We start from the raw sequence: 21,617 nt of genomic DNA, 5'->3' as shown, positions 1-21,617 counted from the left end.
TACACGGAGATCAAGCAGCGCTGGGCGTCCGCGCTCAGCGAGGATCGCAACCCGGCCGGGCCGAACTGGCGGATCAGGGACATGTGGCAGCGCTGGGCGTTCGCGCTCAGCGGGGATCGCAACATCAAGAAGCTGGAGCTGCCGGCCGGGCACAAGGAGCAGCGCCGAGCGTTCGCGCTTGGCGAGGATCACAACACGTCGTCCAGCGGGCTGCGGACCTGGGCGCAGTCGCAGCGCCGAGCGCTCGCGCTCGCGTGGAACTGCAGCCTGTGATTCGTGGTGCTGGTCCGCAGCTGTGGCAGGCCGAAGCTGAGCGTATGTGCCTGCTGCGATTCAGCATTCGATCATGGTGGCCGATGGCGGCCAGGCGGGCGTGCAGCGCTGAGTTTCCTCGAACAGTTCGATACCGTGACCGTCGGCCGTGAGTCCTGAAGCCTGGAGGTCATCACCGTGCAGCGTGTTGGCCTTGATGCCCTCGACCACCCCGACCACGGTCCCGACGAGACCATTCTTGGCGACCTCCGCGGCAAGCAGGTCCTGGAACTGGGATCCGGCTCGGGCTGCAACCTCGCCCACCTCGCCACGCTCGGCGCCCGCTGCACCGGGGTGGACATCGCACCCTCACGCCAGGCGGCCGCCGAGCAGAGGTGGGGCCGCGGTCCCGAACTGCAGTTCGTCACGTGCGACGTCGTGGACTTCCTGACAGAGACCGACGCCGACTTCGACGTCATCATCTCGATCTTCGGCGCGACCTGGTTCACCGACCCGGCCGTCCTGCTGCCCCTCGTCCTGCGACGGCTCGTCCCCGGCGGACTGCTGGTGTTTTCCCACAACGACGAACCCGGCGCCGCCACCGCTCAAGACCACGTGATCAGGAAGTGAATCTTTCAGGACAGCAGTGGGTTGCAGAGCTTTGCCTTCGCGGCTTCATCACCGCAAGCACTGAGATCGTCCCGCCGCCGCAGCTTGGACTTCGAGGAGCATTGCTGGTGAAGGCGCAGCCTTAGACTGCCCAACCGTCGCGATCTGCAGGTCATCGGCGCCGTCTGTTCGCTCGTCGTCTCGGTCTCGAGGCCTTCGGTCCGGGGCGAGTTTCAGGATGTTCGGTTGTCTCGGTCTTCGAATCCTTCACGTCCATCTTGAAGGCCCGACCGAACAGGGTCACTGATATGTCCTTACCTGCCGGCGGCTTGCGGAGCACAAGCCATGCGATCAAGCACGGTGCGATGGAAGATCCGGCTATGGCCACGATGGTGATTCCTGGGCCCGTAGAAGCAAATTCCAACAGAGCGGTCAGCATGCGCACCTGCCTGGCGACCACCTGGAAACTGCGGCTGAAGTCGCAGGTCGCGGCATTGACGACATCAGCGCTCTTAGGATGAAGCTCTTCTCGCATGCTCTACGTGCGGCTTCGGCTCCCTGTGGCGCGAGCCATCATAGCGACAGTAAGCGATCTTGCAAGGTGGGCTTGCTGGGCTCGCCAGACACGGAACTGTAGCAGTAGACTCGTCGCCAGCGCCTGCTTGAGAAGAGGCGAGGATCTCAACCGTGTGTGGCGTGCCCACGTCATGACCGGCGTGGTGCTCCGGGGCAATCCCCGGAGCACCACATTCTTTCCAGGTTGGAATATTGGTACATTAGGGTGTAGATGCTGAGGGCTGATGAGAAACGGCCGGTTTTTGTCGGTGTGGGTCTTTATGGTCGCGTCGTTCGTCGGGGGACGGGCGATGTGAAGGGGTTTTGCTTGTGTGGGCGCATAGTCCCAGCAAGGTCACCGGACGCTGGCATTCTTTGGCGGACCATGTCCGGTCGACGTCGAGGTTGGCCCGCAGGTTCGCGGACGTGTTTGGTGCCGGTGATCTCGCCGCAGCGCTGGGTCTGGTGCACGATGCCGGCAAGGCGGCCTGTGCGTGGCAGAACAAACTGGTCGTGGTGAGTGCAACCGGTGACCGGGTGGATATCAACCACAAGAACCTGGGCGCTGTGCTGGTGCGCGACCGCGCGCTGGCCGCGGCGATGGCGGTACTCGGGCATCACGGTGGCTTGAAGCATGTCCAAGACCTGGCGGGCCTGTCATTCAAGCCTGACGACGGCAACACACTGAAGCGGTTCTTCGACGAGGTTCCGGAAGCCCGAGCTCTGGCTGAAGGGCCGTCGTTGCTGCCCGAGGCGTGGGGCGAGTCCATGCTGCTGGGGGAGATGGGGATCCGGCTGGTGTTCTCGGCGCTGGTCGACGCCGACCATCTCGACACTGGCGCCCACGCCGACGGACTCGCGCAGCCCAGGGTCGCGCCGCCTGCGGACATGGCGAAGCTGGTGCGGCGGTTCGAGGCCAACCGCGCTGTGCTGCTGCGTGGCCGCGGTGGGTCTGATGTGGACGATGTGCGGGCGGCACTGTACGACGATGTGGTGCGCCGGGCGTCGGGGGAGCCGGGTGTGTATCGGTTGCCGGCGCCGACGGGGTCGGGCAAGACGATGACGGCGGCGGGTTTCGCGTTGCATCACGCGGCGCGGCATGGCAAGGCGCGGGTGGTCGTGGCGGTGCCGTTCACGACGATCACCGAGCAGAACGCGGGCGTGTACCGGCGGCTGCTGGGTGCGGATATGGTGCTGGAGCACCATTCGAATGCGGAGCTGGATGAGCGCAGGTTGCGGCTGGCTGCGGAGAACTGGGACGCCCCGTTCGTGGTGACCACGACGGTGCAGCTGTTCGACTCGTTGTTCGGCCGCAAGCCGGCGCGGTCACGCAAGCTGCATCGGCTGGCGAACGCCGTGGTTGTACTGGACGAGGTGCAGGCGCTGCCGGTGCCGCTGCTGGTGCCGATCCTGGACGCGCTGCGGGTGTTGTCGCGGCATTTCGGCACAACGGTGCTGCTGGCCTCGGCGACCCAGCCGAGCTTCGAGCACCTGGCGGTGTGGAAGTCCTTGGACATCCAGCCGCTGGTCGATGACCCGGTGGAGCTCTTCGCCCGGCTCAAGCGGGTGCGGTATGAGTGGCAGCTCGATCCGCAGCCGACGCTGGACGACATCGCGGCGCAGATCTGCGATGAGCGTCAGGCGCTGGCGATCGTGAACACCGTCGCTCACGCCCGAACGCTGTACCGGCTGGTGGCGCAGCGCCGCCCCGGCGCCGAGGTGGTGCACCTGTCCACGCGGATGTGCCCGCGGCACCGCGAACGGACGCTCACGCGCATTCGCAGGCTGCTCAAGGGCAAGAAGCCGGTGCTGGTGGTGTCCACCCAGCTGGTCGAGGCGGGCGTGGACCTGGACTTCCCTGTGGTGTTCCGGGCGCTGGCACCGGCGGAGTCGCTGCAGCAGGCCGCAGGACGCGCCAACCGCGAAGGCAAGCTCCCCGACAAGGGGCGAGTGGTGGTGTTCGACGCCGAGGACGCGCCGGTGCCGGAGTTCTACCGGGCCGGGGTGGGCAAGACCCGCGGGTTGTTCGGTGAGGGCCGGGATCCGGATGACCCGGTGGCGCTGGAGGAGTACTACCGGCGCCTGTACACGGGCCTCAACGTCGACGAGGCGCGCCGCGGTGCGGTGATCCAGGCCAACCGCGAGGAGCTCGACTTCCGGGCCGTGGCCGATGGTCCGCACGTGGCCGGGGTCGGTTCCGCTCGGGATCGGAAGCTGGCGTTCCGCATGATCGACGAGGACCCGGTCACGGTGATCGTGACGACCTGGGGCAAGCAGGGCCACGCCGCAGGGCTGCTGAGCGAGCTGCGGGCGGAGGAACGGTCTGCGGGCGCGCTGTTGCGGGAGCTGCGCGGCTACATGGTGCCGCTGCCGCGCAGCGTGGCCTCGTCAGCACAGGTGCGGGCGTTGTGCCGGCCGGTCGTGGCCGGCCACGACGAGCTGTGGGAGTGGTGCGGCGACTACGACGCACAGGTCGGGCTGGACGAGGGCGAAATCGCCAAGGAGACGGTGTGGTGAGTACAGAGCTGTTGCCGCGTTCGCGGTCGGGTGCGCCGCCGGTGGCGGTGCAGGTGTGGGGCGACGCGGCGTTGTTTACGCGGCCGGAGTTGAAGGTCGAGCGGGTGTCCTACCCGGTGATGACCCCGTCGGCCGCGGTCGGGGTGCTGGAGTCGATCTACTGGAAGCCGCAGTTCCGGTGGCGGGTGGTGTCGATCGAGGTGCTGGCGCCGATCAAGCAGTTCACCCAGCGCCGTAACGAGACCACCGATATTGCCTCGCTGGCCGATGCCGTGTCCGGGCGTCGGCGCCTGGACACCGTCGCGAACCGGGTGCAGCGCAACGCGGTGTGCCTGCGCGATGTCGCCTACCGCATCCACGCCCACGTCGAGCTCGACAAGAAGGCGGACAAGCCGGAAGCCGCCTACCGCGACCAGTTCCGCCGCCGCGTCACCCGTGGCAGCTGCTTCTCCCAGCCGTATCTGGGGGTGCGGGAGTTCACCGCGTTCTTCAGCGACCCCGACGATCGGCCGGTCTGGCAGCACAGTGAGGAGTTCGGTCTCATGCTGCACTCGGTCGACCACTCCACCACACCGGCGTCGTTTACCTGGTTCGAAGCCAAGCTCGTCGACGGTGTGCTGAGCGTGCCCGAGAAGGGCATCGCGGCGGGGGAGGGCGTCTGATGCTGCTGCACCGGCTGGTCAAGCAGGCCGAGCAGGACCCTGCGGCCAAACCCTTCCACCGGATGCTGCGATTCGACTGGGAACTGCGCCTTAACCCCGACGGTACCCTCGCCGGCGACGGCCTGGAGTCCTTGCTCGCTCCGGATGCCGCGGGTAAGCTGCGTGGCGCCGAGCATTTCGTGCCGGCGGTGACGCGGACGGTCGGTGTGGCGCCCAACCTGGCCGCCGATGACGTGCAGTATGTTCTCGGTTGGGCCGACCCGGACAGCAAGCCCGCGCGGGTCGCGCAGTGCCACGACGCGTTCGTTGCGCTCACCCGGCAGTGGGCTCAGAGCCCTGCGGGACAAAACGACCCGATCGCCCAGGCGCTGGACCGGTTCTACCGTTCCGGTGAGGCCGCTCGTGTGCGCCGCGATCCCGAGGCCACCGCCAAACAGCGGGTGCTGATCACTGTCGGTCCCACTGCCGCCTACCGGGCCGAGTCGGTGAGCGAGTTCTGGACCGCGGAGGTCACCCGCCGCAAAGGCGGCGGCAACCACGGGCTGTGTCTGGTGTGCGGGAAGACCAGGCCGCTGCTGGATACGTTGCCCGGCAAGGTGCCGGCGCGGCTCGTGCCCGGCGCCAGCAACGACGCCGCGCTGGTCAGCGTCAACGAACGCGTCTTCGGCTACGACCTGACCTCCCAGCTGACCTGCTCACCGATCTGCATCCCCTGCGGCGAAGGCGTCTCCGCCGGCCTAGTGCGTGTGCTCGACTCGGCCAACACCACCTCCTACAACGGACAGGACAGCCGCCTGGCCTGGTGGACCACCGAACCCACGAAACGCAACCCGATGAAGCTCATCCTCGACGCCGACCCCGGCCAGGTCACTGCGCTGATCTTCTCGATTCACAACGGCAAGACCGCTCCCGAGATCAAGGACACGAACAAGTTCTGCGCGCTCACCGTGGGCGGCAACGTCGCCCGCGTCGTGGTCCGCGACTGGCTGGAGATGCCACTGTCCACAGTGGAAAAGAATGTGGGGGAGTGGTTCGCCGACCTCGACATCGCCACTCTGCACCCGGACGAGACCGCGCGGCAGCCGCTGCAGCGGCTCGTTCGTGTCACCGGACGCTGGCAGCGCACCGAACGCCGCTATGCCTTCATCGGCGCCAAAGGTTCAGCACACCCCCATGCCGCGCAACGCGACCTGCTCAACGCCGCGCTGCGTAAGACGACGCTGCCTCCGTCGTTGCTGATCCACCTGCTCAACCGTGTCCGCACCGACGGGCGCTTGGACACACCCCGCGCGGCGTTGCTGCGGCTAATGCTGCTGCGCTCGCACCTGACCACGGAGACACCGATGCCCGGACTGGACGAGTCCAACACCAACCCCGCCTACGTCGCCGGCCGCGTGTTCGCCGCCTTGGACGCGCTGCAGTACGACGCCTTCGACGGCAAGATCAACACCACCTACGCCAACCGCTACCTCGCTGGCGCCATCACCAATCCCCGCGCAGCCCTGCTCGCCGGCAGCAAGCTCGCCGATGCCTGGCTGCGCAAGTTCCGCGGCGCGCGCAAGGGAGCCGCGGTCAATCACAGCCGCGAGCTCACCACCCTTTACGGGCTGTTCGATGCCGCCGACGGCATCCCGCACCGCACCACACCCGCCCAGCAGGCCTTGTTCCTGCTCGGCTACCACCACCAGCGCGCCCACCGCTTCGCCGTCCTGCGCGACCGCGCCGCCGCACGCGCCACCACCACCGAGACGTCCACCCCGGAGTTGTCCGCCCCCGAGGCCCCGGCCACCGAGCCCGTCACCGCCGAGTTCGACCAGGAGATCAACGCATGACCAGCGTCCACCCCCATCTCGACCCGTCCGTCCGCCACGACATGGTGTTCCTCTTCGACGTCACCGACGGCAACCCCAACGGTGACCCGGACGCGGGCAACCGTCCCCGCACCGACGACGAGAGCGGGCAGGGCCTGGTCACCGATGTCGCACTCAAGCGCAAGATCCGCGACACCCTGGCCCTGGCCGCCGCCGACAACCCCCGTTACGGCATTTTCGTGCAGGCCGGCCACGCCCTGAATCCCCGCCTCGAACAGTCCTACGCCGAGACCGGACTCAAGATCGGCACCAAAATCACCAAAGACGACGCGGACCGGGCCCGTGCGTGGCTGTGCGACCGCTACGTCGACATCCGCCTGTTCGGCGCCGTGCTATCGGTCGGTAAAACCCAGGCACTCGGCCAGGTCCGCGGCCCGCTGCAGCTGAGCATGGCCCGCAGCATCGACCCCGTCTACCCCGCAGACCACGCCATCACCCGCGTCACCCAGACCAAACAGGAGGATATCGACAAGGGCGAGACCACCGAGATGGGCGGCAAGTGGACCGTCCCCTACGGTCTGTACAAGGCCGAGCTCTACTACTCCGCCGCCCGCGGCCACGCCACCGGCGTGGACTCCACCGACCTCGAGCTGCTCTACCGCACTCTTGAGATGATGTTCGACCACGACCGCTCCGCCACCCGCGGCACCCTCACCCCCCGCGGTCTCTACGTCTTCAGCCACCCCGACGCCTTCGGCGCCGCACCAGCACATCGACTCACCGAACGCGTCACCATCACCCGACGCGAACCCGGCACCGACACACCGCCCCGCGCCTTCACCGACTACAACGTCACGGTGAACGAGACGGATCTTCCCGCCGGCGTGACCATGACCAAACTGATCAGCTAGGCGGAACGGAAGTGATCGACGACTCGCTGCACGGCCCGCGCAGCGTGCCGATCTCGGCGTTGGAGCACTACGCCTACTGCCCGCGTCAAGCGGCGCTGATCCACGTTGAGGCGTACTTCGACTCCACCGTCGACACCGTGCGCGGCGACCTCGCGCATGCCGCGGTCGACCGCGGCGGATCAGGCCAGGATCGGCGCGGGCACCCGGTCTGGCGATCACTCCCGGTGTGGAGCACCGAACTCGGCATGCACGGCGTTTGCGACGTGGTCGAGTTCGGTGCCGGCGGCCCCACACCGGTCGAGCACAAGTCCGGGACGTACCGGGCCGGCGGTCCCGCTGACGTTCAAGTCGCCGCACAGGTGCTGTGCTTGCGCGAAATGTTCGATGCCGAGGTCCCGGCGGGCGTGGTGTTCGCCGGCCGCGACCGCCGCCGCCATGTCGTCGTGGTGGACGACGGCCTGGCCGACCTCGTGCGGAGCAAGGTCAGCGCCGTGCGCGAGCTGCTGGAGTCGGGCGAGCTACCGCCGCCGGTGTACAGCACGCGGTGCCGCCGTTGCTCGCTGCGTCCCGGCTGCCTTCCCGACGTTCCCGTCCACGCGGCGTCATCGCTGTTCGAACCACGTGCCGAAACCACCTGGGAGTGGGATGACTGAACTGCTGCGCACTCTGTACGTCACCACCGCGGGAACGAGTCTGCACCTGGACGGTGACACGGTGCGCATCGCGCACCCGGACCGGCCGGGGCGGCACCTGATCCCGCTCGTGCGCCTCGATCACGTCGTCGCCTGGAACGGTGTGGACGTCTCCGGCGACCTGATCCACCGCTGTGCCGCGGACGGCCGATCTGTCACCTGGCTGACCCGCAATGGCAAGTTCCTGGCCCGCGCACACGGTCCGCAGACAGGCAATCCGATGCTGCGCTTGGCGCAGTACCGCTGCTACGACGACCCGCAGCGCCGCCTCGGCGTCGCCCGCGCCTTCGTGGCCGGCAAGCTTCACAATTATCGCCAACTGCTCCTGCGCGTGGCCCGCGACGCGACCGGCGAGCGTCAAGCCGACCTGCGCGTGCTCGCAGACCGGCATGCGGACGCACTCACCGACCTGGCCGCCGCGAGCACCATGGACACAGTGCTGGGCATCGAAGGACGCGCCGCCCGCGACTACTTCCAGGGCATCGACCTGCTCGCACCCGGGATCGCGACCGGACGCACTCGGCGTCCGCCGCGTGACCCGGTCAACTGCCTGCTCTCCTCCGGCTACGGCATGCTGCGCGTGGCGGTACACGGCGCGCTCGAGCAGGTCGGCCTCGATCCGTACCTGGGCTTCCTGCACGGTGTGCGCTCCGGAAAGCCGGCCTTGGCACTGGACATGATGGAGGAGTTCAGGCCACTGCTGGTCGATCGTCTGATCCTCACACTGGTCAACCGCAAACAGGTCCTGCCGCGGTACACGCAGACCTTGCCTACAGGTGCAGTCCAGCTCACCGACGAAGGACGCAAGTTCATGCTGGAACAGTGGTCCGCAGCGCGTGAGCGAGAATGGCCGCACACCGGGCTCGGCCGGACCGTGCCCGCGGCGTTGCTCCCGCTGACCCAAGCCAGGCTGCTCGCCCGGCATCTACGCGGATCCATCAACGACTACCTGCCATGGACGGTCGCCTGATGGAACTGCTGATCACCTACGACGTCGAGACGACCACTCCCGAGGGCCAACGACGCCTCCGGCAGGTCGCCAAGGTGTGCGAGGGCAGAGGGCATCGCGTGCAGAAATCGGTGTTCGAAATCGTTTGCAACCCGGCACAACGACTCCAACTCGAAGCCGACCTGACCAGCATCATCGACACCAGCGCCGACTCCATTCGCATCTATCAGCTCGACCGCGGCACCTTCGCCGCTGCCCGCCATCTCGGCGCCGCCGCGACTCCTCCGCATGAGGGTCCCTTGATCATCTGACCGCGCCCGAGTGTCCGTGGGATGAGGCAGAGTGGCACAGCTGTGGTTAGGAACCACAGGCGTTGTGCGACACGCCGGGAGGTTCCGAAGCGTGAAGGTGGCGTGTCGTGTCCACATCGAGCACGTGCCCTCACTCGAAGGCGTAGATACGATGATTTTCCCTGGTCATCCAGGGCAGCGCTGGGCGTCCGCGCCCAGCGAGGATCGCAACGCGCTTGTGGTGCGCGCTGTCCCAGGCGTCGTCGAGCAGCGCTGGGCGTCCGCGCCCAGCGAGGATCGCAACCAAGACCCGCGGTGTCGCCGAGATGGTCGAGGTGGTGGCGCAGCGCTGGGCGTCCGCGCCCAGCGAGGATCGCAACTTGAGCGGCGCCTTCGACCGGCCCCGCGGGTTGACGGCAGCGCTGGGCGTCCGCGCCCAGCGAGGATCGCAACTTCTCCGGCTTGGCATCGCGCGCCAGGCGCTCGGCGGGCAGCGCTGGGCGTCCGCGCGCCCAGCGAGGATCGCAACTCTCTGAGGATCGCGTCGATCGCTCGGAGAGAGTCTGCGCAGCGCTGGGCGTCCGCGCCCAGCGAGGATCGCAACGTCGACGCGTTCGCCTCGGAGTACGGCAGGGACGTGCAGCGCTGGGCGTCTGCGCGCAGCGAGGATCGCAACACCGAGCAGGAGTTCGACCTTCTCGCTGACACATCACCGCAGCGCTGGGCGTTTGCGCGCCCCACGCCAGGTGGTAATGGCTTGACTGTGCGACCCGGAACGATCTACTCCCGCGGTCGCAATACGTGGAATGGAACCAGTTGGTCGACCAAATGAAGTTGCGCTCGGCGACCGTCGGCGTAGCTGATCTCGTAGTTGACGACGCCGAGCCAATCGCCTTCAAGGCTGGGAAAGCGGCCATGAACTCGTCCCCGCACCTCGCCGGTCAGATCGAGACCGGTCGCGATGACGTGTCGCTCGGCGCCAGGCCTCCGAGGGAACAACCGGTCGAGGCTGACCGAGACGCCGGTGAGCACGGCTCTCCTGCCATGCACGTCATCGCCGTCCCACTTGGTGAACGGACTATGGAGCGTCATGGCGGCCTGCCGGAGCGACAGCTCGTTGTGCGCGTTGGAGGGCAAGATCGAAGTAGAGCTCCTCGGAAAGTTCCGCGCGAGCAGGAGCGGGGCTCGTGGCGGTCAGCCGCCAGAAGTGATCGGCGCCGTCGGTAGCGCAGGCCAGGCAGCTGATGGTGGCCTCGCCGTCTTGGACAACGGCGCGGAACTGGGAGTGGCCGAGGGTGTGCCGTCCGAGCTTGCACCTCGCCGGCAAGAGGGCGACCTGATGGCCGGTCGAGTCGTACCTGTACGTGAGCTTGCCGTCCATTGGGGACGGTTCGAGAAGCTGCCGATCCATGACGCGAGAACCTATCATCGCGTTCGCACATACGTTCGGTTAGACGTGTGTGGCGGTTGAGATCAGCCTGGAAGAGTGACAGGGAACGCTTTCGCCGGGGACGCTACCGCGAACGCTTCCCACAGCAGGTTGAGGGGATGATCGGCGGCGTAGCGCTCCCGCTCGCCTCGGCGGGCGAAGATGCCGGTGACGATTTCCAGCGCGGGGTCGAAGTCGTCTGCGAGGTCGATCTTGCGTAGGCCGCGACCGGGCAGGCGTCCTTCGAGCACCGCGTCGGCGACTCGTTCGGTGGTGAGCATGCATCCGTGCAGGAGCTTGGTGTTGAGCAGGTTGAGGCCGTAGTTGAGGGAGTCGATGTCGGCGATGACGTCGAGCGTGCCGCGGTAGTCGGGGCCGTACCAGCGGCCGAGGAACTGGGCGAGCAGGCCGGCGGTTGGTGCGAGCAAGGGGAGACTGGGGAGCTTGGCGGAAGTCACCGGTGTGTCGGGCAGTTCGCGAGTGCTGAGGTTGGTGAGCAGGGCGACGCGCTCGCGGTGCCACTCCAGGAAGTCGTACTCGAGTTCCGGAGGCCGTCCGGGCTGTGCTGCGAGACTGCCGCACACCATGTCGACTTTCTTGGCGTCCAGCTTCCGCCAGAGGTCACGCGTGCGGACGTGTTCGATGTTGAGGTGGATATCCCGGCGTTCGAAGTCCTCGCGCAGGCTGGGCCACACGGCACCGAGGAACTCGACGGTGAACTCGGTGGTGCCGAAGGTGACTGTGGACCCGAGCCGGCGCCGGCTGCGGTTCAGGCTTTCGGTCCACGAGGACAAGGTCTGAATCGCCAATGCGACGACCTCTTCGCCGGACGGCGTGAACAGGAAGTCCTTGCCGCGCCCCTGTTTGAGCACCAGCGCCTCGCCAACCAGTCGCGTCGCGGCGCGGTTCAGGTTGTCGAGCTGCTTCTGGACGCTGGACTGTTCGCGGCCCAGAACGCGTGCTGCGCGCTGTGCTGTGCCGGTGGTGTGCACGACAGCGAGGGTCCGGAGCTGGTCGAGGCTGACGTCGAGCATCTCCGGTGGGCAGCCCAGCAGGGTAGCCAGCAGTCCCTCCGCATCGACCTCATCTTTGATGTCGGGCACCATCGCCTCCTTGGTCTGTTGTCTATGGCTGGAACCGCTTTGACGTGCTTGTTGTCCGTACAGACAGCTGAGTTGTCGCTGATCGCAGTTGTACTGGAACTGTCCCAAAGATGTCCACTCGAACATCTAAAGCCGAGCTAGTGTTCATCCGAACATCTACTTGAGGGCTTGATTCAGCTCTCAATCACCGACGGCATCGCGACGCGACTGCCGCGGATGGGAGGTTCACGATGACCGCTGCTCGCAGCATCACCGACGAGGCGTTCGCCACGTCCTGCTACTTCCGGACCACAGTGAACAGCCCGCATCGGAAAGCCCTCGTGCAGATCAACGAGGATTGCAACCTGCGCTGCGCGCACTGCTTCGTATCCGCGACCCGCGTCGGCAAACAGATGCCACTCACAGAGATTGTCGGCAAGGTGGTCCCACAGCTGAGCGAAGCGCGCGTTCAGCGGGTCACGCTCACCGGCGGCGAGCCCACGATCCATCCCGACTTCATGGCCGTCGTGCACGCCTTCCGCCAAGCCGGGATGGACGTCGGAATCTGCACCAACGCCACCACCTTGAACGATCAGCAGATCACCGAACTCGCTGGCCTCGGGGTGCACTGCAACGTATCGCTCGACGGGTTCGCCGCGGACTCGCACGGCAAGTTCCGCGGCGACCGGGACAGCTTCGACCTCACCGTCGCCACCGTGAAGAAACTCGGCGCAGCCGGCATCCTGCAAGGCTTGCTTTGCACACCGAACTCGCTGGCACAGAACGAGGAGTACGTTGAGCTGTGCCAGTTCGCGCGGGAGAACGGGGCGCGCTACGTGCTTCTCAACCCGCTGGGCAGCATGGGACGCGGAGTCAAGTCACAAAGCCGGCTCGCGAAGACCACCTTGCACATGCAAGAGATCCACACGCTCACCGCGCCGTTCGACGGGCCGGATCTCGACATCGCGCACATCCGCTTTCCCAACTCCGCCGGAAAGCCGCTGTCCGGTTGCGAAGCGGGGACGATCATCTATGTGTTCACCCCGGGCGAGGTCACCGTGTGCCCATACCTCGTATTCGCCGCGAGAACACCGGCGTCTCAGCATGCCGACAGCGAGTTCATCGTCGGGAACATCTTCACCGACCCGGACATCGCACAACGCCTGGACGGCTACCGGTTCCACGACCGCTATCACGTCGGCGCCAACAGCACCTGCGACTCGTGCTCGATGAACGCCGGCTGCGGTAAGGGCTGCCCGGCCGCCGTGGTCGCGGCCGGCGGCCGGGTTGGCGATGTCGACGCCGAGCAGTGCCCGACCATCACTTCGAACGAGGTCGTGGGAGAACGCCGGTTGCTGCCGTTGATGCCGGTATGACCGCCTCCTTCGACGAGCCACGACGTCTGCCCGGCACGCTGATCACCCTCGACGGCCCTGGCGGCGTCGGCAAGTCCACCGCCGCAAAGCTGGTCACCGACGCATTGGCGGCGATAGGCGTGCCGGTGCACGCTACAGCCCAGCCATCACGTGCGCCCCTGGGCGAGCTCGCCCGACATGGCACCGACACCTATCGGGGCATGGCCCTGGCGTGCTTGTGCGCAGCCGACCGGCACCACCAGCTCGACACCGAGATCAAACCCGCGCTGCGCGACGGCAAGGTCGTGATCTGCGACCGTTACGTCGCCTCTTCGCTCGTCCTGCAAGGGCTCGATGGTCTCTCCGCGGAGACGGTGTGGCAGCTCAACCACGGTGCCTACCGGCCGGACCTCTCTGTCATCCTCAACGGCGACCCCGCCGTGATCGACCACCGGCTCCGGACACGCGGCGGGCACAGCCGCTTCGAACGCGCTGATGACAACAGCGACATGGAGTCCGGGCTCTACGTCCACGCCGTCGTGGACCTGCAGGCCAAGGGGTGGCTGGTGGAAACGCTGGACTGCACCACCGACGACGCAGCCGCCATCGCTGCCAGGATCGTGTCGCTGATCCACCGAGTGCTCGAGGAGAAGAACGCGGTATGCCGCTGAACCTGCTCACCGTCAACGTCGGCGCCCCTTCGATCGAGCGCGCGCAGCGCCAACTGCGATGGCTCGCCGCCCGTCCGGAAGAGGTCCTGGTCCTGACCGAGACCAAAGCCACCGCCGGCAGCGAGTTCCTGGCCAGGACCTTCCAGGCCTGCGGATACTCGGTCACCTTTCCCGCACATGAACCCGGCGAGCTCGGCGTGATGATCGTCAGCAAGCTCGCCACCACGCTGGACCCACTCGGTGCCGCCCTGGACTATTTGCCCGCGCGCGCGGCCGGCATCGTCATCGACACCGACGACGGACCGCTGCGAATCGTGGGCGCGTACGTGCCGTCCCGCGATGCCACCTTCGAGAAGACCGAGCGCAAGAAGACCTGGATCGAGCAGTTCCACAAAGCTCTCGACACCACCAGCTCGAACGCTCCGGTGCTCCTGCTCGGTGACCTCAACGTGCTCGAACCCAACCACCAGCCACCTCACCGCGGCCAGTTCGCCCAGTTCGAGTACGACTTCTACACCGGCCTAACCGAACGGCACGGCCTCGCCGACCTCTTCCGGTACCTACACCCCGACCAGGTCGAGCACAGCTGGGCACGCCGCCCGGAACTGGGATACCGGTACGACCACGCCCACGGCTCGCACGCGCTCACCCGGAAACTTGTGAGATGCGAATACATCCACGAGACCAGAGAAAACACAGCCGACGGGTCCCGTCTGACGGATCATTCGGGACTCGCCGTCACGCTGGCGCTGGGCGCGAAGCAGACGCTGCTAACGTCTGACCCCGCCAAGGCGGTCGACGCGCTCAACGAGCCGGAGCCAACCCTGTTCTGAACTCCGGTACGACCTGCGCAGGCTGCCGCCCAGTCAGCCGACCGCGAGGAACACCCGCCGGATGTCCACCACCGCCACCACTCCACGCATCGGTGCTCGAGTGCTGCTGCTCGATGCCAGCAACCGCGTGCTGCTCATCCACGCCTGCGACCCGCACGACCGCGGCCACCACTGGTGGGAGCTACCCGGTGGCGGTCTCGACGAGGGCGAAAAGCCGGAGGACGCCGCACTGCGTGAGGTAGCGGAGGAGACGGGAATCGTCATCCCGTCCTTGGGACGCAAGCTGTGGATCCGTGAATCTCGCTTCCACTACAAGGGCCGCGACCACCACCGCGAGGACCACGTCTTCCTCGGCCGCATCACCGACACCGCGCCGACGGTCGCGCCCAAGCCAACCGAGAACGAAAAGGCCGGGCTGATCGAACGGCGCTGGTGGTCGGCAGCCGAACTCCGCCAGTGCACGGACAAGCTGCTCCCGGCTCAGCTCCCGGCGCTGTTTGACGATCTCCTCACCGGTGTCTTCAGCGCTACGCCCATCAGCCTGAACGGCTGATCGCTCTCGGATGGAGTCCGGTATGGCCTGGCTGATGAAGAAGCCAGGCGGCTTTCACCACGGACCCTCTGCATAGTCGGTGGTGTTGCGGGCGAGCGCCTGAAAGGCACGTTCGACCCGTTCCGCCATGTCGGCGCGCAGTAGCTGACGTGCCTTCTGGAGCGGTACCAAAGCGACCTCGCTGATCTCCGGATCGCGCGGAGCGAGCTGTTCAGCGTCGCCATCTGACAAGACGCCGCCGTCGAAGATGAAGAGCAGTTGGTCGTCCCACGGACCGTGCGCGCCGATCCAGTCCAGCACGAGCACCCGGCCCGGCTCGATGGACAGGCCCAGCTCCTCGCCGACCTCCCGCACAGCCGCGGCGCGTGGAGCCTCGTTGTTCTCGGCCATGCCGCCCGGCAGGTCCCAGTGCTCCTTGTAAGTCGGATTCACCAACACGATGTGCCCGCGCTGGTCCCGGAGGAGAACATCCGCGGCGACCCGCTTGCGCGCCTGCTTTGCGTTGCCTTCGGCGAGATAGGCGAACCGGGCGTCGTCATCCTTCAGACCGGCCACGTCGCAGTTTGACCTTCCTGAGCGTCGGATACATGGCTCAACGCACCCAGAGTGGCCAGAAAATGAGCCACCTCGGGCACGCTGCGCGCCGACGCCAAGGTACGCCCCAGATCGTTCAGCTGATCAAGGACACGGGTCGAGCTGAGCGAGGACGTCACCTTGCAGACCTCGTTGCCGAACGAGGCGGCTTCGTCCAGCCGTCCAGCGCCGATCAGAATGTTCGCCATCGTGAGTTGGCCGAACGCCCTGCTGCGAACACGGTCGCCAGAGCGGAGTCGGATCGCGGCGGCCGCGCGCTGCTCGGCCTCAGCATATTCGGCCAAGTCGAGGAAGCACTGGGCTGCCTCACTGGCGAGAGACGCCTCGTCGAAATTGGCGATCCAATCAGCCGGCTTCTCGCTCGCCGCGCGGTCGAGCAGTGACTCCGCGGTGTCGAGCGACTGAGCACAGGCCTGGTTCTCGCCGGTGAGCGCGAGCGCCCTGGCGCGCATCGTGTGCAGGCGTGCGGTGAGTCGGAGAGTGCCGTCCGCCTGGCTCGTCTTGGTGATTCCCGTAGTCGCAATCCGCAGTGCATCGGTGTGCTGGCGCAGCTCGAGGGCGAGATGCGACATGGATGCGCACACGTTGCCAGCCAGCGCGTTGTTCTCGGCGGCGACGGCCAAACGGAATGCGCGCTCGAAGTACGCGCGAGCACGCGAGTTCTGCCCGCTGTCGTGCGTCATCCAGCCTGCGATCTCCGTCATGGATGCTGCTGCCGAGAAAATTTCCGCCACCGCGCCGCCGCCATGCGCGTCGAGCAGGTACGGGGCGATCTCTTGGCTCAGGTACAGCTCAACGGACGGGAGCAGCACGCCGCCACCCAGGCGTCGATCCGTTTCTTGAAATGCCAGCGCGGCGCCCTGGATGCGTTGTACGACGTCGTCTCCCGACCGTCGAGCTTTCTGAGGAACCGCAAGAGCCGAAGGCCGCTTCTGAGCTGGGTGGAGAAGCTGGATCAGTTCTGCGGAGGTGACTTCCAGGACGGCGGCGAGCCGGGGCTGGATGAACGGGTCCGGTGGGTTCTCGAGCCGATCCCAGCGGCCGACCGTGACCCGGTCAACTCCCAGCTCTCGTGCGAGTCCTTCCTGAGTGAAGCCCTTGGCTTCGCGGTGCAGTGCGAACGCGCTTCGCCACCTGGCCACTGGTGCCCCCGGAAAGTATCAGCTGATCATCGTCAGCCTATCGCGCGAAATTCGACGAATGGCGATTCTGGATAGAAGGTTTGTGTTTTCACCCGATCGGGTCAGTCGCTGTTTTTCCTGTTCAGCGGGTCATGTGTTGCACATGTGTGGCGTCTGCGTTGCGTCTGTGACGTGGTCATGGGCGCCGCTCTCCTCGTTTAGTCGACCTGGCCCACAGGTTCGCATCAGGAGGGGAGGGATCATGACCGTGACAGCGCACGTGGCCGCAGGCGTGCCGATGAATCTGAGCGGTCTCACGCCGCCGGAGCCATTTCGGTGGTTCCCGTATCTCGGAGCGCGTCATGCGGTTCCTCGGCGCCCCGTGCTGCCGGGCGCCCAGATCGAGTCACTGTGCGGCGACGAACTGATCGTTCCGAACGTCGAGCCGCCGAAGTACCCGGACTGGTTGTGGCCGGAATGTGCGGCGTGCGACAGCAGATGGCGCGAGAAGACGGGACGGTCCAAGCGCCCTCAGCTGCCCGCGCCCGGCGGAGCTCGCGGAGCGCGGCCATGACGAACGGCGTTCTCGAAGCAGCGCTGCGCGATGAGCTCGTTCGTGAACTGGAGCAGCTCAACAGGATCGCCAACGAAGGCAACGAGGACTCGGTCCTCTGGATGGGGCGGCACGACGTTCCGCGCATGACGGCATCGTTGCTGGCCCTTGTGGAAATGCATCGACAGAACGCGGACGGGCGTTGTTCAAGGTGCCGCCGGTTCCGATGGCTTTCCTGGCCGCGAACGTGCCAGATGCTGCTGACTGTCCGTCTCGCCTGGACCTCGAGGTGAATCATGAAGTTGATCGACAAGGTGTCGGCAGACGGCCGCCTCACGTGGGAACGAAAAGCAGGCGTGGTGCTGACAGTCATGCTCGAGTGCGTCGGCGCTGAGTTGGAGCTGGCGCGGGTCCTGGAGCTGGCACAACTCGACGGGCAAGACGTGATCAACCAGCTCCGCCGTTTCGTGAAGGCTGGTGTGCTGAGCCGCAGAACGGACCAGGAAGTGTTCCCCGCCAGTGACTTCTTCCATCTTCCGGTCGAGAAGGCCGACCGTGCCCGCCTGAAAGTGCAGCTCGTAGATGACGACGTTCTCAGAGAGTTGACAGCAGAACGTGGCCTTGACGTCGATCGAGCTCTTGGGCTCTACCCGGAGCGGCAACCGTATGAGGTGGCGCTTGGCAAAGCGCTGCGTGCTGCCCGCAACGAACTCGGCTGGAGTCTCGAAGACGTCGCGATGAAGGTCAGATCGGTGACGTCAGAGGCGTTGTGCAGGTACGAGCATGGAGACGGCGTGCCGACCCTGATCACCGTCGCCGAGCTGGCTCAGGCTTACGACGCTGACCCCAGCGATCTTGTGGTGCACGCGGCTTATCACTCCAAAGTGGACCCGCGAGTCCACTCGTTGAGGGTTGCCGATCCAGTTCTGAGAGCTGTTCTGGCTCATGCGTTCGCTCGCAGGACGAAAGCGGAGCTGCAGCGAACGAGGTCTCGCAGGACGCAGGTCGCCTGACCAGTCGCTCACTCAGTGCAAGGAGGGTAAGGGTATGCCGAAGAGGGATTCCACCGCGCGCGGCCGCGAACTCGGTACTGGGATTCGATCGGCTGTCGAAGCGACTGGACTATCCGCGCGTGTGATCGCGGAGATGCTGGACTGGCACGAGTCAAAGCTGTCGAACGTCATCAACGGGCGGGGCGGAGCGACTCTGCTGGAAGTCGCCCTGCTGCTCGGACTGTGCCGAGTGAGCCCCGCCGAGCAGCGTCACCTCTTGTCGTTGTACCCGGTGATCGATCAGAAGGGCTGGTGGCAGGAGCACGGCAGGTGCTCGCCGATCCTGCCGCGAACGGCCATCGAGAACCTGAAAATCGCGAAGGTGCTGGTTGGCTGGCAGACGCACATGGTTCCGCTGCTTCTCCAGACTGTCGACTACATGTCCGCGGTGTTGAGTGCGTCTCCGACGGTGCCAACTGATGAACTGCAGGACCGGGTGCAGGCGCAACTCGCCATGCAGGATGAGCTTTGGCGGAATCGCGTGGAGTGCACCTTCTACCTCCACGAGTCCGCGCTGCACCTGAAGGTCGGTGGCGCGGAGGTGCATGCCGGCCAACTGTTCCACCTGCTCCTCATGGCAAGTTGGTCGAACATCGACGTTCGAGTTGTTCCTACGGCTCTCGGGGCGCATGCGGGACTGTCAGGACCCTTCACGTCGCTGACCTTCGAGAATTACGCCCCGCTGGTGTGGGTGGAGACCGACAACTCCAGCCTCTTCGTCGAGGGTAAGGAGGCGATCGCGGGTTACGACAGCATCATCGGCTTGCTCGACGAGACCAGCCTGGATGCAACCGAATCCAAAGCATTGCTCGCGCGTTTGCACGAGGAGCTGGAGGCTTAAAGTACCGCCCAACGAGTGTTCACTCGACTGGGTGAGATAAGTGTCGCTTCCGTAGAGCCTTGGAGAAGCTCCAAGCGCATCCGCCTCGGCGGAGATAGCCTGCTGAGCAGGGCAATCTTCGACCGGGGGGACGGCGGTGGCAACTGACTGGTTGTTGGTCGAGACGTTCGGTGGCGTTCGTCGGGAGCCGACCGTGCTTGCGGTCGGGAGCCACCCGAAGAACATGGTTTCCATTCGATCTGTTCTCGGACGCGGCCCCTTTCTGCCAGATGTGCTGGGCGTGGTCGCTCGCGTGGTCGAGGGGCGGGCGGCGATCGAAGCTCGAACAACCACCGGCAAACGCCGCGTCATGGCGCACCCGCTTCTCGCGTACGGCGGCTTGGTCCACGGTGCCCACGTGTGGGTTGGACCGCTCGACGAAGACCCGCCGGCACGTGACCCCGCAGGCGCTTGGCACATCAACCTCACCCGGCACGTCAGCAGCAGGTCTGACGACCTGCTGCAGCTGTACGGGACACGGCCTGACCGGTGGCGCAACGAGCATGACCTGGCCGAGCTCTTCGCCTACCAGCGGCTTCAGACGAATTCGGACGAGGCCAAGGCGCTGGCGCTCATCGTCAACGCGAAGGCGGGTGCAGAGCACCTGGCCACGTGGACTGTGAACCGGGACGACGGTGTTCGGCGTGCGGTCCACTTCGCGTGCCGCTGCGTTGAGGTGGAGGCGCCCAACGGCCGGGTGGAGCTCATTGTTCGGGGGATCACGCACGACATCGGGCCGGCGGACAGCGTGCCGGCCGCGCCCCCGCCCATTCCGGTCCTTCTCGCGCAACAGGTACTCGCGGCCGAAGCGACGCCTGGGCGTTGGCGTGCAATCGTCGACCTCCGCACGATGCGGTTGCTGAAGTGGCTCGACGACCCCATGCCGGGTGTCGCCTGGACCCTCGATGCGCCACATCGTCCCGCTATTCATCGGGACGACCTGCGCAGCGCGGTGGGCCTGTCCAACGACCTTGCGTCGCGCGGACGTGCCGAGGGTGTCTTGCGGCTCCGCTCGGAGGACGGGGGCTGGATGAAGGTTTCCGTCTCCGCTGCACTCATGGCGCTTGATCAGCACACCACCGCCGCACTCGTCACCCTGACCGCCCCTGAAGGTGGGAAGGTCGACTGAGTTGTCGACCGCGTGGAAGGAACTGGTTCTTGAGCTGCTTCGAAGCCAAGGTCGCAGTGATCACCGGCGCTGGGGCGGGGATTGGGCGTGCCTTGGCGGTTGAGCTCGCGCGGCGTGGGGCTCGACTGTCACTGCTCGATCGAGATGCCAGCGCTCTGGAGGAAGTGACCTTTAGCTGCGAGACCCTCGGAGCTCGAGTGTTGAGACAAGTGGTCGATGTGACCGACTGGGAGGCGGTGCAGGCTGCCGCGGTCGTGGCCAACTCCGAGCTGGGTGGCATCGACTCCGTGTTCGCGGCTGCCGGGATCATCCATCGCGGCAGCCTGCTCGACTCGGACGTCGCGGACATCGAACGTGTCATGGCCGTGAACTGGCGGGGACTCATGCACACCGTCAAGGCGCATCTTCCGTACCTCGCCAACGCGGCGGACGGTCGGATCGTGACGTTCTCGAGCGCTTTCGGCTTGGTCTCAATGCCGAAGTACACCGCTTACAACTCGTCGAAGTTCGCCGTTCGCGGCTTCAGTGAGTCGTTGCGCCAAGAGCTCGCGGCTGCTCGCAGCGGAGTATCGGTGACGTGCGTGTTCCCTGGAGGAGTTCGAACGTCGATCGTGCGTAACGGGCTCTTCGCGGTGGGGGAGAACCGTGACGCCGTGATCCGCGGCTTCGAGAACCGCGTCGCGCGCACTGACCCGGAGGAGGCGGCGTCGATTGTCCTTAGAGGAGCGGAGCGGCGGCTCGCTCGCGTCTTCGTCGGGACGGACGCGCGTTTGGTGGCTGTGCTCGCACGCCTTGTCGGTGGTCACTACCAGGACCTGATGCCGGCTGTAGGGCGCCTGCTGAGGCGCAGGCGAAGGCGATCCGCGAAGTGATGATCTTGGCTGCTGTCAGCGGTTGACGTGACTCACGTCACCGCTTACGATGCTCCAATCGGCCTAGTTCCGATTGGGTTGGCTTTGTCGCTATCGAGCTGATCCCTGAACGCAATGGTGAGGCAGCCTCAGGCTGGCTTCGGACGCGATCGGGGATCCACATGTCTCGGCGACCTCCTGTCACCCGCAATGACATCACCCGCAATGACATCACGACGCCCTGTGTCGTCCGGTCACGCTTGCCT

23 protein-coding genes are annotated in these 21,617 nt (G+C 66.1%); 19 read left to right on the top strand and 4 right to left on the bottom strand.

All coding sequences use genetic code 11. From position 1 onward, the window contains the following. From BMW88_RS28195 to cas2, 9 genes are all read left to right on the top strand, one after another. The coding region (locus BMW88_RS28195) for a hypothetical protein (protein WP_177221408.1) at window positions 1-273 on the top strand (273 nt) is incomplete at its 5' end. Window positions 274-450: 177 nt separating this feature from the next. Continuing rightward, on the top strand, window positions 451-882 hold the full coding sequence (locus BMW88_RS28190; RefSeq protein WP_245778113.1) for a class I SAM-dependent methyltransferase: 432 nt from the start codon (window positions 451-453) through the stop codon (window positions 880-882). A gap of 864 nt (window positions 883-1,746) precedes the next feature. Next, window positions 1,747-3,933 (top strand): CRISPR-associated helicase Cas3', encoded by a 2,187-nt coding sequence (gene cas3 / locus BMW88_RS28185; RefSeq protein ID WP_281249454.1) that lies wholly within the window; start codon window positions 1,747-1,749, stop codon window positions 3,931-3,933. Then, window positions 3,930-4,595: a type I-C CRISPR-associated protein Cas5c gene (gene cas5c / locus BMW88_RS28180; protein ID WP_245778112.1), complete on the top strand. Its 666-nt coding sequence runs from the start codon at window positions 3,930-3,932 to the stop codon at window positions 4,593-4,595. Before cas3 ends, cas5c begins: the two co-directional genes overlap by 4 nt. Next, window positions 4,595-6,427: a type I-C CRISPR-associated protein Cas8c/Csd1 gene (cas8c, locus tag BMW88_RS28175; RefSeq protein ID WP_089956044.1), complete on the top strand. Its 1,833-nt coding sequence runs from the start codon at window positions 4,595-4,597 to the stop codon at window positions 6,425-6,427. The genes cas5c and cas8c overlap by 1 nt, the downstream gene beginning before the upstream one ends. Continuing rightward, the gene (gene cas7c, locus BMW88_RS28170; RefSeq protein WP_089956041.1) at window positions 6,424-7,317 is read left to right on the top strand and encodes a type I-C CRISPR-associated protein Cas7/Csd2; all 894 of its coding nucleotides are present in this window, start codon (window positions 6,424-6,426) and stop codon (window positions 7,315-7,317) included. Before cas8c ends, cas7c begins: the two co-directional genes overlap by 4 nt. Before the next feature lie 11 nt (window positions 7,318-7,328). Then, window positions 7,329-7,970 carry a CRISPR-associated protein Cas4 gene (cas4, locus tag BMW88_RS28165; protein ID WP_089956039.1) on the top strand — a complete coding sequence of 214 codons (642 nt, stop codon included), beginning with the start codon at window positions 7,329-7,331 and terminating at the stop codon, window positions 7,968-7,970. Continuing rightward, entirely contained in the window at window positions 7,963-8,979 is a 1,017-nt protein-coding gene (gene cas1c, locus BMW88_RS28160) for a type I-C CRISPR-associated endonuclease Cas1c (RefSeq protein ID WP_177221406.1), read from the top strand. The genes cas4 and cas1c overlap by 8 nt, the downstream gene beginning before the upstream one ends. Beyond that, window positions 8,979-9,269 (top strand): CRISPR-associated endonuclease Cas2, encoded by a 291-nt coding sequence (gene cas2, locus BMW88_RS28155; protein ID WP_177221405.1) that lies wholly within the window; start codon window positions 8,979-8,981, stop codon window positions 9,267-9,269. The genes cas1c and cas2 overlap by 1 nt, the downstream gene beginning before the upstream one ends. Before the next feature lie 759 nt (window positions 9,270-10,028). Here the strand turns inward: cas2 and BMW88_RS28150 are convergent. Beyond that, a complete protein-coding gene (locus BMW88_RS28150) occupies window positions 10,029-10,385 on the bottom strand; it encodes a hypothetical protein (protein WP_245778111.1) in 357 nt (118 codons plus the stop codon). 336 nt (window positions 10,386-10,721) lie between these two features. Beyond that, window positions 10,722-11,906 (bottom strand): LysR family transcriptional regulator, encoded by a 1,185-nt coding sequence (locus BMW88_RS28140; RefSeq protein WP_245778110.1) that lies wholly within the window; start codon window positions 11,904-11,906, stop codon window positions 10,722-10,724. A gap of 104 nt (window positions 11,907-12,010) precedes the next feature. Between BMW88_RS28140 and BMW88_RS28135 the strand changes: the two genes are divergently transcribed. From BMW88_RS28135 to BMW88_RS28120, 4 genes are all read left to right on the top strand, one after another. Next, window positions 12,011-13,135: a radical SAM protein gene (locus BMW88_RS28135; protein ID WP_089956028.1), complete on the top strand. Its 1,125-nt coding sequence runs from the start codon at window positions 12,011-12,013 to the stop codon at window positions 13,133-13,135. Next, a complete protein-coding gene (tmk, locus tag BMW88_RS28130; RefSeq protein WP_089956026.1) occupies window positions 13,132-13,785 on the top strand; it encodes a dTMP kinase in 654 nt (217 codons plus the stop codon). Before BMW88_RS28135 ends, tmk begins: the two co-directional genes overlap by 4 nt. Further along, window positions 13,776-14,618, top strand: coding sequence for an endonuclease/exonuclease/phosphatase family protein (locus BMW88_RS28125; protein ID WP_089956024.1), 843 nt, complete (start codon window positions 13,776-13,778; stop codon window positions 14,616-14,618). Before tmk ends, BMW88_RS28125 begins: the two co-directional genes overlap by 10 nt. A gap of 61 nt (window positions 14,619-14,679) precedes the next feature. Further along, a complete protein-coding gene (locus tag BMW88_RS28120; protein ID WP_089956021.1) occupies window positions 14,680-15,171 on the top strand; it encodes an NUDIX hydrolase in 492 nt (163 codons plus the stop codon). A gap of 54 nt (window positions 15,172-15,225) precedes the next feature. Here the strand turns inward: BMW88_RS28120 and BMW88_RS28115 are convergent, their stop codons facing one another. Then, window positions 15,226-15,726 (bottom strand): NUDIX domain-containing protein, encoded by a 501-nt coding sequence (locus BMW88_RS28115; RefSeq protein ID WP_089956019.1) that lies wholly within the window; start codon window positions 15,724-15,726, stop codon window positions 15,226-15,228. Continuing rightward, the gene (locus BMW88_RS28110) at window positions 15,714-16,907 is read right to left on the bottom strand and encodes a helix-turn-helix domain-containing protein (protein WP_143116286.1); all 1,194 of its coding nucleotides are present in this window, start codon (window positions 16,905-16,907) and stop codon (window positions 15,714-15,716) included. Before BMW88_RS28110 ends, BMW88_RS28115 begins: the two co-directional genes overlap by 13 nt. 58 nt (window positions 16,908-16,965) lie before the next feature. On the opposite strand from BMW88_RS28110, the gene BMW88_RS44505 reads away from it, so the two are divergent. The 6 genes from BMW88_RS44505 (at window position 16,966) to BMW88_RS28085 (ending at window position 21,372) form a co-directional block, all read left to right on the top strand. Next, on the top strand, window positions 16,966-17,460 hold the full coding sequence (locus BMW88_RS44505; RefSeq protein ID WP_143116285.1) for an HC3 family zinc finger protein: 495 nt from the start codon (window positions 16,966-16,968) through the stop codon (window positions 17,458-17,460). Then, the gene (locus BMW88_RS28105; protein ID WP_089956014.1) at window positions 17,457-17,732 is read left to right on the top strand and encodes a hypothetical protein; all 276 of its coding nucleotides are present in this window, start codon (window positions 17,457-17,459) and stop codon (window positions 17,730-17,732) included. Before BMW88_RS44505 ends, BMW88_RS28105 begins: the two co-directional genes overlap by 4 nt. A gap of 3 nt (window positions 17,733-17,735) precedes the next feature. Continuing rightward, on the top strand, window positions 17,736-18,452 hold the full coding sequence (locus BMW88_RS28100) for a helix-turn-helix domain-containing protein (protein ID WP_089956012.1): 717 nt from the start codon (window positions 17,736-17,738) through the stop codon (window positions 18,450-18,452). Next, entirely contained in the window at window positions 18,385-19,332 is a 948-nt protein-coding gene (locus BMW88_RS28095) for a DUF5753 domain-containing protein (protein WP_342715250.1), read from the top strand. Before BMW88_RS28100 ends, BMW88_RS28095 begins: the two co-directional genes overlap by 68 nt. A 136-nt stretch (window positions 19,333-19,468) precedes the next feature. Next, complete coding sequence (locus tag BMW88_RS28090) at window positions 19,469-20,500, top strand: GAF domain-containing protein (RefSeq protein WP_143116284.1); 1,032 nt, start codon at window positions 19,469-19,471, stop codon at window positions 20,498-20,500. Window positions 20,501-20,529: 29 nt separating this feature from the next. Then, complete coding sequence (locus tag BMW88_RS28085) at window positions 20,530-21,372, top strand: SDR family NAD(P)-dependent oxidoreductase (RefSeq protein WP_177221401.1); 843 nt, start codon at window positions 20,530-20,532, stop codon at window positions 21,370-21,372. Window positions 21,373-21,617: the final 245 nt, after the last annotated feature.

This window comes from Lentzea xinjiangensis, from assembly GCF_900110955.1.
GTDB classification, from domain to species: domain Bacteria; phylum Actinomycetota; class Actinomycetes; order Mycobacteriales; family Pseudonocardiaceae; genus Lentzea; species Lentzea xinjiangensis.
The sequence above is the reverse complement of the archived record's forward strand: the minus strand, read 5'-3'. Positions and strand labels throughout refer to the sequence as shown.

Excerpts from the sequence above, each read along its gene's own strand:
- BMW88_RS28095 (WP_342715250.1), top strand. The coding sequence starts at position 18,385 with ATGCGTTCGCTCGCAGGACGAAAGCGGAGCTGCAGCGAACGAGGTCTC.
- cas8c (WP_089956044.1), top strand. The coding sequence starts at position 4,595 with ATGCTGCTGCACCGGCTGGTCAAGCAGGCCGAGCAGGACCCTGCGGCC.
- BMW88_RS44505 (WP_143116285.1), top strand. The coding sequence starts at position 16,966 with ATGGCGATTCTGGATAGAAGGTTTGTGTTTTCACCCGATCGGGTCAGT.
- BMW88_RS28120 (WP_089956021.1), top strand. The coding sequence starts at position 14,680 with ATGTCCACCACCGCCACCACTCCACGCATCGGTGCTCGAGTGCTGCTG.
- BMW88_RS28105 (WP_089956014.1), top strand. The coding sequence starts at position 17,457 with ATGACGAACGGCGTTCTCGAAGCAGCGCTGCGCGATGAGCTCGTTCGT.
- cas2 (WP_177221405.1), top strand. The coding sequence starts at position 8,979 with ATGGAACTGCTGATCACCTACGACGTCGAGACGACCACTCCCGAGGGC.
- BMW88_RS28100 (WP_089956012.1), top strand. The coding sequence starts at position 17,736 with ATGAAGTTGATCGACAAGGTGTCGGCAGACGGCCGCCTCACGTGGGAA.
- cas7c (WP_089956041.1), top strand. The coding sequence starts at position 6,424 with ATGACCAGCGTCCACCCCCATCTCGACCCGTCCGTCCGCCACGACATG.
- BMW88_RS28125 (WP_089956024.1), top strand. The coding sequence starts at position 13,776 with ATGCCGCTGAACCTGCTCACCGTCAACGTCGGCGCCCCTTCGATCGAG.
- BMW88_RS28140 (WP_245778110.1), bottom strand. The coding sequence starts at position 11,906 with ATGTTCGAGTGGACATCTTTGGGACAGTTCCAGTACAACTGCGATCAG.
- BMW88_RS28135 (WP_089956028.1), top strand. The coding sequence starts at position 12,011 with ATGACCGCTGCTCGCAGCATCACCGACGAGGCGTTCGCCACGTCCTGC.
- cas1c (WP_177221406.1), top strand. The coding sequence starts at position 7,963 with ATGACTGAACTGCTGCGCACTCTGTACGTCACCACCGCGGGAACGAGT.
- tmk (WP_089956026.1), top strand. The coding sequence starts at position 13,132 with ATGACCGCCTCCTTCGACGAGCCACGACGTCTGCCCGGCACGCTGATC.